At 57.9% G+C, this 12,741-nt stretch carries 10 protein-coding genes; 9 read left to right on the forward strand and 1 reads right to left on the reverse strand.

Features of this window, described 5'->3' with window-relative positions:
- Positions 1-20: 20 nt before the first annotated feature.
- The 4 genes from WX88_RS01505 to trmB all read left to right on the forward strand — a co-directional run bounded on the left by WX88_RS01505 (position 21) and on the right by trmB (position 3,587).
- Positions 21-440 carry an ExbD/TolR family protein gene (locus tag WX88_RS01505; protein WP_046242524.1) on the forward strand — a complete coding sequence of 140 codons (420 nt, stop codon included), beginning with the start codon at positions 21-23 and terminating at the stop codon, positions 438-440.
- Between the two features lie 113 nt (positions 441-553).
- Positions 554-1,435 (forward strand): hypothetical protein, encoded by an 882-nt coding sequence (locus WX88_RS01510; protein WP_052732234.1) that lies wholly within the window; start codon positions 554-556, stop codon positions 1,433-1,435.
- Positions 1,436-1,554: 119 nt separating this feature from the next.
- Positions 1,555-2,868, forward strand: a complete 1,314-nt coding sequence (locus WX88_RS01515) for a bifunctional folylpolyglutamate synthase/dihydrofolate synthase (protein ID WP_046242525.1) — start codon at positions 1,555-1,557, stop codon at positions 2,866-2,868.
- 53 nt (positions 2,869-2,921) lie between these two features.
- On the forward strand, positions 2,922-3,587 hold the full coding sequence (trmB, locus tag WX88_RS01520) for a tRNA (guanosine(46)-N7)-methyltransferase TrmB (protein WP_046242526.1): 666 nt from the start codon (positions 2,922-2,924) through the stop codon (positions 3,585-3,587).
- Between the two features lie 51 nt (positions 3,588-3,638).
- On the opposite strand, the gene WX88_RS01525 is transcribed toward trmB, so the two are convergent.
- Positions 3,639-4,235: a beta/alpha barrel domain-containing protein gene (locus tag WX88_RS01525; protein ID WP_156175892.1), complete on the reverse strand. Its 597-nt coding sequence runs from the start codon at positions 4,233-4,235 to the stop codon at positions 3,639-3,641.
- A 141-nt stretch (positions 4,236-4,376) separates the two neighbouring features.
- Here WX88_RS01525 and rpe point away from each other — a divergent pair, with 141 nt between their 5' ends.
- From rpe to hisB, 5 genes are all read left to right on the forward strand, one after another.
- Positions 4,377-5,099, forward strand: coding sequence for a ribulose-phosphate 3-epimerase (gene rpe / locus WX88_RS01530; protein WP_046242528.1), 723 nt, complete (start codon positions 4,377-4,379; stop codon positions 5,097-5,099).
- Between the two features lie 27 nt (positions 5,100-5,126).
- Complete coding sequence (locus tag WX88_RS01535) at positions 5,127-7,688, forward strand: TonB-dependent receptor (RefSeq protein ID WP_231590597.1); 2,562 nt, start codon at positions 5,127-5,129, stop codon at positions 7,686-7,688.
- Between the two features lie 572 nt (positions 7,689-8,260).
- Positions 8,261-9,112, forward strand: coding sequence for an ATP phosphoribosyltransferase (gene hisG, locus WX88_RS01540; protein WP_046242529.1), 852 nt, complete (start codon positions 8,261-8,263; stop codon positions 9,110-9,112).
- 20 nt (positions 9,113-9,132) lie between these two features.
- Positions 9,133-11,553, forward strand: coding sequence for a histidinol dehydrogenase (hisD, locus tag WX88_RS31915; protein ID WP_316932300.1), 2,421 nt, complete (start codon positions 9,133-9,135; stop codon positions 11,551-11,553).
- 62 nt (positions 11,554-11,615) lie between these two features.
- Complete coding sequence (gene hisB / locus WX88_RS01555) at positions 11,616-12,716, forward strand: bifunctional histidinol-phosphatase/imidazoleglycerol-phosphate dehydratase HisB (protein WP_046242530.1); 1,101 nt, start codon at positions 11,616-11,618, stop codon at positions 12,714-12,716.
- Positions 12,717-12,741: the final 25 nt, after the last annotated feature.

Consider the following 12,741-nt stretch of genomic DNA (forward strand, 5'->3'; position numbering starts at 1 on the left):
AATTCATAATTTAAGCAGTTATGAATCTTTCCCGCCGTCATCGCCTCACGTCGCACGTTGAGACCGGGGCTATGAACGACATCATGTTCTTCCTGATGTTGTTCTTTCTTATTGCTTCCACGCTGGTTAATCCCAATGTAATTAAGCTCTTACTGCCAAATGCTAAATCAAGCAAGCAAGTAATGAAGCAGCCCATCACCATTTCGGTAGATGCGGCCGGCGCATACTTTGTCAATAAAAAACCCGTCAACCCAGCTTCCGTAGAACCAGAGTTGGTGGCCCTTATCGGCACAACCTCGACTGAGGAACAGCCTACTGTGGTGCTGCGCGTTGATAATTCGTTGAACGTTCAGAAGCTGGTTGACATTCTGGAAATTGGCAACCGTCTCAAGCTGAAAATGGTGATGGCTACTCAGGCCCAGCAAGCGGCTGGGAAGTGAATTATTGATGTAATAATGCGTTTTTGTGCTGCTGTGAGGTTGAATAAAATTTGATTCCACCTGCGCATCTCGCCGTTAGCACCGCAGTGCATTACCAAGTTTGTCCATCAACAATGGCTATTGACTATCCCGAACCGCACCGCCGCGAGGCCCTGATTGGCACCCTGGTTATTCACGGGGTATTGCTGCTACTGTTCATTTTCACCGTTTTCAAGGGACCCAACCCGCCGCTGGCTGCCATTGGCGGCGACGGCGTGGAGCTGAACTATGGCCTCGACGAAGCGGGCTCGGGTGATGTGCAAAGCATGGCAACAGCCAACAACTCGCCCAACCGTGAAGACAGCCGCCCGCCCGTGGCCAGCCCCGACCCCCAGCCCCGGCCCGCTGCGGCAGCCACGCCCGAGCCCACGCCGCCTTCCCAGGAAAAGATAATCACCAGCGACGCGGAAGAAAGCCCCGTTTCGGAGGCACCCGTGGAAACTCCGGCTCCACCCAAGGAGGAAGTGAAAGTGGCTCCCAAGCCGAAGCGGCAAGTGGCCGTGGCTTTCTCGCCGAAAGGCAGTGCTACCGGCGGTGGCAACGGCGAGAATGGTACCAGCAACACGCCGACCGGCAACAACAACGGTGACCGGCCCGGCGCTGTGGGCGACCAAGGCGACCCTAACGGCTCGCTCGACGCCAAGGCGCTGTATGGGGCCCCAGGCAGTGGGGGCAGCGGCAGCAGCCCCGGTAGTGGCGGCCTGGAAATGAGCGGCTGGCGCATTGATAGCACGCCGCAGGTTGAAGCTATTGACGACAATTCGGGGCAAATTCGTTTCAAAATCAAGATTTCGGACGATGGCGAGGTATTGGCTGTCACGAAGGTTTCGGGCAACGTTTCGGCAGCGCAGGAAAAGTTGTGCCGGGACAAACTACTTGATGCCAATTTCATAAAGACCAACGCGGCGGCAGGTGGCGCTACGGGTTTTTATACCTTTAAATTCACGGTTCGTTAGTCGTAACCTTCAGCTGCCAATAGTTTACGCCCCGTGACTTGTCAATCAGGTCGCGGGGTTTTTGATTAATGCCCACAGCCGGCGCTTACTTTGCGGTTTCATTACCAGCAACACAACTCGTGACCTATTCTGAAACGCTTTCCTACCTCTACGAGCAACTGCCTATGTTTCAGCGGGTGGGTGCCGCAGGATATAAAAAGGGGCTGGGTAATACATTGGCGCTAGCCGAAGCGCTAGGACACCCCGAGGGGCAGTTCCGGAGTGTACACGTGGCGGGCACCAATGGCAAGGGCAGCAGCTCCCATTTGTTGGCGGCGGTGCTGCAAGCAGCTGGCTATAAAGTTGGCCTGTACACTTCACCCCACTTGCGCGAATTCACTGAGCGGATTCGGGTAAATGGCCAAGAACTGTCGCCGAATTACTTGGTGCAGTGGGTAGCGCGTTGGCGGCCGTTGTTTGAGACGGTGGAGCCCTCATTTTTCGAGATGTGCGTGGCGCTGGCTTTTTCCTACTTTGCCGAGCAGCGGGTGGACTTGGCAATTGTGGAAGTGGGCCTCGGCGGTCGGTTTGATTCCACGAATATCATTACGCCGCTGGTTTCTCTCATCACGAACATCAGCTACGACCACCAGGCCTTGTTGGGCAATACGCTCCCCGAGATTGCGGGTGAAAAAGCGGGTATTATCAAGCCCAGCGTGCCGGTAGTGGTAAGCCAGACTCAGCCGGAGGTCGCGGCCGTGTTCGAGCGCGAAGCCGCAGCCAAACTCGCCCACCTGGTCTTTGCCGACCAAATCTATCAGGCTACATTTTCGGCCGAGTCTTCGCCGGAAACCGGCTTGCGGCCGCTGTCCGTCACCCAACACGGCCGGCCCTATCTACCGAACGCCGAATTGGGCTTGCCCGGCGACTACCAGCAGTATAACCTGCCCGGCGTGCTAGCCACGTTGGATGAGCTGCGGGCCTTGGGTTTTCGCGTCACCGAAGCCGCCGTGCGCACCGGCCTGCGACAAGTAACGGCGCTCACAGGGCTGCGCGGGCGCTGGAGCATTATTGGCCGCCGCCCCCTGGTCGTTTGTGACACTGGGCATAATGCCGCGGGACTGGGCTTCGTAGTGGCCCAACTGCGGCGACTGCCCCATCAGCAGTTGCATCTGGTCATCGGCACCGTGAACGATAAAGATGTGGCCAGCATGTTGGCACTGCTGCCAGCAGAGGGTACTTACTACTTTTGTGCGGCCACTATTCCCCGGGCGCTGCCAGCTGAGGAATTGGCGCAGCAGGCGGCAACTGTGGGCTTACCCGGGAAGGCGTACGATTCGGTAGCGGCGGCCGTCGCCGCAGCCCGGGCCGCAGCCGGGCCTGATGATGCCGTCTTCATCGGTGGCAGCACCTTTGTAGTGGCTGAAGTCGATGATCTGTATGCTTCGGCTTGAGCCGTCCGCAGGCTGCCTAAATTCACCATCTCACCACTTCACGAATTCCTATTTTGCCTCGCGTCAAACTGCGCCGTTTCACGGATAATGCCACCCGCGCCGATATCATTGAACCCGGTAAGCCCCAGTATGAGCAACTCGGCGGCCGATGGCGCACCGATTTTTTTCGGGAGCCGCATCCGTTGACCTTGGAAGTAGGTTGTGGCAAAGGCGAATACACGGTAGGGCTGGCTCAACGCCATCGTAGCCGCAACTTTTTGGGGCTCGATATCAAGGGGGAGCGGATTTGGCGGGGTAGTACCCGCGCTGAAGAGCTAGGCCTGACCAACGTGGGATTTGTACGGATGCGAGCCGAAGCGCTGGCGGCTCAGTTCGGCATCGGCGAACTGAATGAAATCTGGATTACCTTCCCCGACCCCCGGCCCCGCGACCGGGATATCAAGCGCCGGCTGACGTCCCCACGCTTTCTGGCGCTCTACGAACAATTGTTAACTCCCGGTGGCCTGCTGCACCTCAAAACTGATAACGCCGGGCTATTTGATTATACGCTGGAGACGCTGTCGGCCCGCGCCGGGGCTATTGTAGAACGGTTCACGCGCGACTTGTACGCCGAGACTGCGCCTGAATTCGCCGAAGCGCAGGCCATCCAAACCAATTTTGAAGGCAAGTACCGGGCGGTAGGAGTGCCAATTAAGTACGTGCAGTTTCGGCTGACTTAGGACTGTTTGCTAATCCACTTACGGGATGATGCACCTGCCCGCACAGATGTTTTAATCAATTTCCAGCGCCTCAAATACCGCCTCTAGCTGGTCGAAGTCGCGCAGGCCGGGCTTCACCTCATCACCCGCGGGGAAAGATAAGCCTGCCAAATGCAGCTGGCTTGCCAGCTCGCGGGCTCGTTGTGGGTGTAGGCCGGGGCCCAGCCACAGGGGCCGTGAGCTGGCGATTGGGACTAGTGCGGCAGTGGTTTCAGCCGCAATAGTCTCGGGAAGCTCTATTACCAAGCCGGCTACTGAGTCGGGGAGGAACTGAACCGCGGCCAGTGATTCAGCCGCAATTTCTATATACACGGGGGGGGCAATTTCTGCCAGCTCCTCATTGGTGCGTGGGTGCCGGAGTAGGACGGCATCAAGGGCGCACTCAGTTGATAGAGCGTTGATTTCATAAGCACTAAGCTGGCCGAACTCACCAATCAGTTCAACTCCGGCAATCCAGCTGGCCAACTCTTTGACGGTCTTGGTATCGAGGTGGCCGGGCAGGGTCGGGTCGAGGACGAAGGTGAGTTTGTCGGCGCCCATGCCGGCGCAGTAGCGGGCATCGGACAGATTATTGATACCGCGAATGAGGAGGGGAACGAGGTGAGGCACGGGAAGCGAGGTGTGAGCGAAAGCGATGGCGTAGTGCCACCACAAGGAATGAATTGAACTGGCGAGGCTGCCGCAAAAGTAGAGGCCGGACGCCGGCTGCGCCGCGTTTGGGTAGTGCGTGGCAGCCGTATCTTCGTCTCCATGAATTCAACCCGCCGTGCCCCGTTGCTGGCCCCTTCCTTTCTGGCCGCCGACCTGGCCAATCTGCAAGCTGAAACCGAGCGGCTGGCGAACAGCGCCGCCGATTGGCTGCACTTCGACGTGATGGATGGCCGCTTCGTGCCTAATATCTCCTTTGGCCTGCCCGTGTTGCAAGCTGTGGCCCGCTATGCCAAGCAGCCCATCGACGTGCACCTGATGATTGAGGAGCCTCAGAACTACCTCGCGGCCTTCCGCGATGCGGGAGCCAGCAGCATCACGGTGCATTACGAAGCCTGTACTCATTTGCACCGGGTGGTACAGCAAATTAAGCAACTGGGCTGTCGCGCCGGAGTGGCCTTGAACCCGCACACGCCGGTTGCGCTACTCGAAGACATTGCCGCCGACCTGGACGTGGTATTGGTGATGTCGGTCAACCCAGGATTTGGCGGTCAGGCTTTCATCCCCAATACCCTGAAAAAAGTGGCCATGCTGAAGGAGTTGTTGCTGGAAAACGGCTCTGATGCGCTGATCGAAGTGGACGGCGGCGTGAACATGAACAATGCCGGCCCGCTGGTAGAAGCCGGCGCTGACGTGCTAGTAGCCGGCAATTTTGTATTCAGTGCCCCCGAAGGGCCGGTGGCCACGCTGGCAAGCCTGCGCGAGCACTTGGCGGGGTTAGAAATCGACTCCCCAAAAGACTCTTCTGGGGGCCGACAGCAATAGTAGCGACGCTTGCTCGTTTTTGACCTCGTGAAACAATTTATTACCCCGCGCCAGTTGCCTGTGCTTATATCTGTAAAAATCACGAGCCTTCGCCTGACCTCCGTCGGCGGCTGGGCACTGTTGCCATGGCTAGCGCTGCTTACGCCGCTGGCTGCGCAGGCTCAAACTCAACTACCACCGGCAGGCGTAGAAGCATCGGCTGCTACATTTGTTACCCTCACGGGGACGCTGCGAGATGCCAGTGGTCAGCCGTTGGAATTGGCGGCGGTAGCGGTAGAAGGCCAGCCCGGAGGGGCCAATACTACTGCCGAAGGCACCTTTTCGCTGAAAGTACGGGTGCCAGCGGCGGGCCAGTCGGTGGTGCTGGTGGTCCGCCGGCTGGGCTACCTGCCGTTGCGGGTGCCCCTCAGTATCCCCGCTGATGCACATAAGCCCCTGGTGCTGACCATGCGCCTTGATGCCCGGGCCCTGAAGGACGTCCGTGTGACGGGCCGCTCGGACCTGGCTGATACCCGCGAACAGGTCAGTATCACCCGCATCGACCCGCGCGCGGCGAAAGAGCTGCCCTCGCCGTTCGGCGACTTCAACGCCATTCTCAAAACACTGCCCGGCGTGGTTTCCAACAACGAGCTGAGTAGTACCTACAACGTACGGGGTGGCAACTATGATGAAAACCTGGTGTATGTCAATGGGTTCGAGATTTACCGGCCGTTTCTCGTCACTGCGGCACAGCAAGAGGGCCTGAGCTTTATCAACCCGGATTTAGTGAAGCAGGTCGAATTCAGCAGTGGGGGCTGGCAACCAAAGTACGGCGACAAGCTGGCCTCAGTGCTGAGCGTTGACTACAAGACTCCTGATAAGTTTGCGGCCTCGCTCACCGGTAGCCTGGTGGGGGGCGCGGCTCATGCTGAAGCGCGCTCGGCCAACGGCCGCGTTAGCTACTTGGCGGGGGTGCGCTACAGAAATGCTCAGTACGTGTTCAACTCGCTGAAGCAGGCGCAGGGTGGTTACAATCCTACATTCTATGATGCGCAGGCTTTTGTAAACATCGGGCTGGGTAAGAAAGACGACCCGCAGCGCACCACGCTGGGCCTGCTCGGCGTAATTGCGCACAACGACTACCGCTTTTCGCCCGAAACCGGCCAGGCCACGTTCTCCACTGGTACCAATCAGTTTACACGGGTTTTCATTGCCTACGACGGTCGTGAGCGGATGCAGTTCGATACCTATCAGGGCGGCCTGAACCTGAAGCACGACTTCTCGTCCCGGTTACAAATGGAACTGCTGACCTCGGCTCTGATTTCACGCGAGTTCGAATTTCGGGATGTGGAAGCCGCGTACACCTTCGCCGAAATCAACCGTGACCCCACCTCGCCCGATTTTAATGAATCCGTGCGGCAGCGCGACATTGGCTCGCAGTTCAAGCACTCGCGCAACTTCCTCAAGGCCCAGATTTATACCGCCGAAACCCGTGGCCGTTGGTCACCTGGTTCCGGCCACACTGTGCGCTGGGGCGCCAAGATTGGCCGCGAAAGGATTGACGACACCCTCGACGAATACAGCTTTGCCGACTCGGCTGATTACGTGCCCGATGCCCGCCGCCTGCGCCTGCGTACTGATTTAAGCTTGCTCAGCACGCGCAGCCAAGGCTTCGTGCAGGACACCTGGAACCTGGATTCGCTGCGCACGTTGACCTACGGCGTCCGGGCTCACTACTGGACGACTAATAGCCAGCTCGTTATCAGCCCGCGGGTGCAGTACTCGCAAATCAGCCGCCGCCACCCCAACCGGGCGTTCAAAGCGGCCGTGGGTGTATACTACCAGCCGCCGTTCTACCGCGAGTTGCGCGACCAGACTACCATCCAAAACGGCATTCAGCAGGCCTACCTCAATCCCGAGTTGCGCGCCCAGAAATCCTACCATTTCATCGTGGGCAAGGAAATTAGCTTCCAGCAATACGGTCGCCCGTTCAAGTTTTCGGTCGAAGCATACTACAAGCACCTCACCGACGTGGTGCCCTACGACGTGGATAACGTGCGGCTGCGCTACTTCGCCAGGAACAATGCCAAGGCCTACGCCGCCGGTTTTGATGCCCGCCTGAGTGGCGAATTTGTGAAGGGGGCTGAGTCGTGGTTCAGCCTCGGCGTGCTCAGTACTAAGGAAGATGTGGAAGGGGATGAAAAAGGCTTCATCCGTCGTCCGCAAGACCAGCGCGTGAACGTGGGCGTATTTTTTCAGGACCATTTGCCCGACAATCCGTCGGTGCGCGGCTATGTGAATCTTGTGTTTGGTACGGGCCTGCCCTTCAGCCCCCCCAACGAACCCACCTTACGTGGTACCAATGCCCTGGAAACCAACTATAGGCGCGTTGATCTAGGTTTTTCTAAAGTTGTGGGCTTGAGAAATTCTCCAAAAGCCCACTTCTACAGCTTTGAAAGTCTCTGGCTGGGTCTGGAAATCCTCAATGTGCTGGCGGCAAACAACGTGGCCGGCTACAGCTACCTGCAAGACGTAAACGGCGTGACCTACTCGGTGCCCAGCTACCTCTCGCAACGCGTGGTGAATCTACGGCTGATTGCGCGTTTCTAGGATTAAAACGGTTTCTTAGTAGTCCGCGCTACTGCTAGCCCGGTATAAATTCCGAGATGCATCGCTGAGACTTACCTTGGCTAACTTAATAGGGTAAGTGGTTGCAGAGTAGTAAAGAATGCAATAAAAGTAGCTATGTACTACTAGGTTCTCTACAAGTACAGAGTCAGATTGAAGATTATTTTATTTGCATTAGCAAACCTTCGCGGCAGGTTAATGGTATGGACTGTCGAAAAGAAACCAGAACCACGGCTAGTGACCGTTCGGTTTTCCGTTCTACCTTTGTGCCCGATGACCATTCGCCCCATCCTTTTTCGTGCTGTTGTTGCTGCCTCGCTCACGGGCCGTCGCGCAGTTGCGGGCGTACACCATCACCACCATCTGTGGGGGGCCGGGCTATGCGCCGGGTGCTAGCATAGCACCGGTTGCCCGCGCCTCCACCGCCGCATCCCGGGGTATGCCAGCGCCGGGCTTCACCTTTCAATTTTCGGGAAATTCTGCCGTCTGCCTCCGCGTCAGTGTAGAATTGATGCGTGCCCACAATGGAGCACTGCCCGTCTGTTTACCTTTTCATGCTACGTTTAGCCATTCAAAAGTCCGGTCGCCTGAGCGAAGATTCCCTTGCTCTTATTCGCGAATGCGGCATCAGCTTCCTCAGCAGCTCCTATAAGCTCAAGACCGAAGCCACCAATTTTCCGCTCGAAATCCTCTTTCTGCGCGACGATGACATTCCCGGCTATGTGAAGGACGGCGTGGCCGACCTCGGCATCGTGGGTCAGAACGTACTAGTCGAAGCTGGTTACCCGAGCCTGGAAGTCGAGGCTTTAGGCTTCAGCAAATGCCGCCTGAGCCTGGCCGTACCACGCGCTGATGCCTACGGCTCGGTAGCCGCGCTGCAGGGCAAGAATATTGCCACCTCATACCCCAACATCCTTGGCCGTTACCTGGCCGAGCACGGTGTGCAGTCGAACCTGCACACCATCAGTGGCTCGGTGGAAATCGCGCCCAGTATTGGTCTGGCCGAAGCCATTTGCGACATCGTGAGTAGCGGTTCCACCTTGCTGGGAAATGGCCTGCGGGAGGTAGAAACAGTATTCCGGTCCGAAGCAGTGCTCATTGCCCAGCCCAACTTGTCGGCCGAAAAAGCCGAACTGCTGGAGCAGCTACGCTTCCGGATGCAGGCCGTGCGGCGGGCCAAGCGGAGCAAGTACATCGTGCTGAACGCGCCCGTCGCAGCCCTCGATGAAGTGCGGCGCCTGTTGCCGGGCATCAAGTCGCCCACGGTCACGCCGCTGGCCGAGGCGGGTTGGGTATCGGTGCAGTCGGTGGTGCAGGAGGATGACTTCTGGCACATCACCAGTCAGCTCAAAGCCGTGGGGGCCGAGGGCATTCTGGTGTTGCCCATTGAAAAGATGATTGCCTAGCTCCGTTCGCCATGTTCGCCATGCAAGTTTATTCCTATCCCGACCCCAGCACCTGGCCCGCACTGCAGCAGCGTGCCGCGGCCGCCGAAGCGCTCCAGGTCGCGGCCCGTGTTCGTGACATCTTTGGCCAGGTTCGTGAGCGCGGTGATGCCGCTCTGCTGACCTTAGCGGCAGAGCTTGACAAAGCCACTCTCACCGGCCTGGTAGTATCATCAGCCGAGTTTGCTACTGCGGTGGCCCAGGTTCCCGCCGACTTGCAAGCCGCCATTCGTCAGGCAAAAATCAATATCGAAACCTTTCACGCGGCCCAGCGCGAACCCGAAATGCGGGTAGAAACCATGCCTGGAGTGGTTTGCTTCCGGCGTGCGGTGCCCGTGCAGCGCGTGGGCCTTTACGTGCCCGGCGGGTCGGCTCCGCTCTTCAGCACGCTGCTGATGCTGGGGGTGCCGGCCCGTCTGGCCGGTTGCCCGGAGGTGGTAGTCTGCACGCCGCCCCAACCCGACGGCTCGGTGAGCCCAGTGATTTTGTTCGTGGCGCAGCTGTTAGGTATTAATAAAGTCGTGAAAGTCGGCGGCGCGCAGGCCGTGGCCGCCTTGGCACTAGGCACCGATACGGTACCCGCAGTTGATAAAATTTTTGGCCCCGGCAACCGCTACGTAACGGCGGCTAAACAGCTGGCCGCCGCCGAGTACGGCGTGGCCATCGATATGCCCGCCGGCCCTTCGGAAGTACTGGTCATTGCTGACGCTAGCGCCAATCCCGGGTTCGTAGCGGCTGATTTGCTTTCCCAGGCCGAGCACGGAGCCGATTCCCAGGTGGTCGTATTGACCGATTCAGAGTCGATTATTGAGCAAGTACAGGCCGAGTTAGAGCGTCAGCTGGCCACGCTGCCCCGGCGTGAAGTGGCTGCTCAAGCACTGGCCAACAGCCGCGCCATTCTGCTCTCCGATGCCGCGACCATGCTGGCATTTTCGAACCAGTACGCGCCCGAGCACCTTATTCTGGCCACTGATAACGCCGAAGCACTGGCCACGCAGGTAACCAATGCGGGCTCGGTGTTCCTGGGTCACCTGACCCCCGAGGCGGTGGGCGACTACGCCTCGGGCACTAATCACACCTTGCCTACTGGGGGCTACGCCCGCCAGTACAGCGGCGTGTCGCTCGATTCGTTTGTCAAGAAAATCACTTTCCAACGCCTTTCAGTCGCTGGCTTGCAGGTGCTCGGCCCCGTGGTAGAAACTATGGCCGAAGCTGAAGGCCTGGCCGCGCACGCTCAGGCCGTGAGCCTGCGGCTCGCCGCGCTGAGTAAAGAAAATTTACAAACAGAAAGTACCGCTGAAGGGCAGGATTCTACGTTCAGCAAACCCTATGTGGGCCTCATTCGTCCTAGCGTGGAGCGCATGCAGCCGTATTCGTCGGCGCGGGATGAGTTTGAAGGCATGGCCCCGGTCATGCTCGACGCTAATGAAAATAGCCTGGGCTCCGTCGGTCCGGATGACTTCAGCCGCTACCCAGACCCGCACCAGCGGGCCATCAAGGTTGATTTAGCGCGTCTAAAGGGCGTTGCTTCCAACCAAATATTCCTCGGCAACGGCTCGGATGAAGCCATCGACCTGCTCGTGCGCCTCACGTGTACTCCTGGTCAGGACAGTATCGTCGTGTGCCCTCCCACTTATGGGATGTACGAGGTAGCCGCCAACCTTAGTGACGTACGCGTCGAGCGCCTGCCGCTTACCGCCGATTTCCAGTTGCCGGCTAATGCCGCCGAGGTATTGGCAGCATCGAAGGCCAAGCTGGTTTTCCTGTGTTCGCCCAACAACCCTACCGGCAACCTGCTGGCTGCCGACGCCTTGGAAACCATTCTCCGCAGCTTTAAAGGCCTAGTAGTGGTTGATGAAGCCTATGCTGACTTCGCCGCCGCGCCAAGCTGGACCACGCGTTTGGCTGAATTCCCCCGCTTGGTTGTGTTGCAAACCTTCTCCAAAGCCTGGGGCTTGGCCGGCCTGCGTCTGGGTGTGGCCTATGCGGCCCCGGCGCTCATTGCCTATCTCGATAAAATTAAGCCGCCCTACAATATTTCCGCAGCCACGCAGCAACATACGTTGGCCGCGCTAGCCGGCGCCCCAAGCTTGCCCGAAATGCGGGCTGAACTCCTCAACGGTCGCACCTGGTTGGCCACCGAGTTGCCGCGCCTACCCATCGTGGAGCACGTTTTTCCTTCGGATGCCAATTTTCTGCTCGTGCGTTTTAGTGTCGACGCTACTGCTGTTTACGACCAGTTGCGGGCCCGCGGCATTGTGGTGCGTAACCGCACTACCCAGCCCGGTTGCGCCGGGTGCCTACGCCTGACCGTGGGCACCGATACGGAAAACGAGCAGTTGCTTCAGGCGCTCGCCGAAATAGGAGCGGAGCAGACCACGGAAATGCCTGTCGTCCGTTAGTTGGTTTGCCATCAGTAGTAGCTGCCCGATTGTTAATTGCTCATGCTTAATCGCTTATTAATTTGAAAAAGGCTCTTTTTATTGACCGTGACGGTACCATCCTCGTGGAGCCGCAGCCTAGCCAGCAAGTTGACAGCTTGGAAAAGTTTGCATTCCTGCCGGGCTGCATCAGTGCCTTGGCTCGCATTGCCCGCGACCTCCCCGAATACGAGCTGGTGTTGGTGACTAATCAGGACGGTCTGGGTACGGCCAGTTTTCCCGAAGATACTTTCTGGCCACCGCACCGCCTGATGCAGGAAATCCTGGCTGGCGAGGGTATTCACTTTGCCGCCGAGCATATCGACCGTAGTTTTCCCCACGAAGGCCTGGCCACGCGCAAGCCCGGTCTGGGCATGCTCGGCCGCTACCTTGATTCCGCCAACGAATATGACCTAGCCAATTCCTATGTCATCGGCGACCGGCTCACCGATGTGGAGCTAGCTGCCAATCTCGGCAGCCAAGCCATCCTGATAGGAGAGAAGCCCGACTCGCGTGCCGCCCTCACCACTACCAACTGGGAAGCTATCTACCAGTTTCTGCGCTACCCCGCCCGCATCGCGATGATTGAGCGTAATACCAATGAAACCCAAATCTCAGTTCGTTTAAATCTGGATGGCTCCGGCCAAACGAATATTCATACAGGTCTGGGTTTTTTCGACCACATGCTCGAACAATTGGGACGACACAGCGGAGTGGATTTACACATAAGTGTAAAAGGTGATTTATACATTGATGAACACCACACAGTAGAAGATACTGCTCTGGCTCTTGGTACCGCTTTCTCCCAGGCTTTAGGCGACAAGCGTGGCCTCGCACGCTACGGCTTTCTGCTGCCTATGGATGAAGCCCTCGCGCAAGCTGCCATCGACTTTTCAGGCCGGCCCTGGCTGGTCTGGAACGCAGATTTTCGCCGTGAACGCGTCGGCGACCTGCCTACGGAGCTTTTCTTTCATTTCTTCAAGTCATTTACTGATAACTCTCGCACCACGCTCAATATCTCTTGCACCGGTGACAATGAGCACCATAAAATTGAAGCCATCTTCAAGGCCGTGGCGAAGTCTATCAAAATGGCTTTGCAAAGGGATGAGTCTGCGGCTATTCCGAGCACCAAGGGAATACTATAAGATGCTTTCTTGATTTATATGTATA

The sequence above is a fragment of the Hymenobacter terrenus genome, from assembly GCF_000972495.1.
GTDB classification, from domain to species: Bacteria; Bacteroidota; Bacteroidia; order Cytophagales; family Hymenobacteraceae; genus Hymenobacter; species Hymenobacter terrenus.

Excerpts from the sequence above, each read along its gene's own strand:
- WX88_RS01505 (WP_046242524.1), top strand. The coding sequence starts at position 21 with ATGAATCTTTCCCGCCGTCATCGCCTCACGTCGCACGTTGAGACCGGG.
- WX88_RS01510 (WP_052732234.1), top strand. The coding sequence starts at position 554 with ATGGCTATTGACTATCCCGAACCGCACCGCCGCGAGGCCCTGATTGGC.
- rpe (WP_046242528.1), top strand. The coding sequence starts at position 4,377 with ATGAATTCAACCCGCCGTGCCCCGTTGCTGGCCCCTTCCTTTCTGGCC.
- hisG (WP_046242529.1), top strand. The coding sequence starts at position 8,261 with ATGCTACGTTTAGCCATTCAAAAGTCCGGTCGCCTGAGCGAAGATTCC.
- hisD (WP_316932300.1), top strand. The coding sequence starts at position 9,133 with ATGCAAGTTTATTCCTATCCCGACCCCAGCACCTGGCCCGCACTGCAG.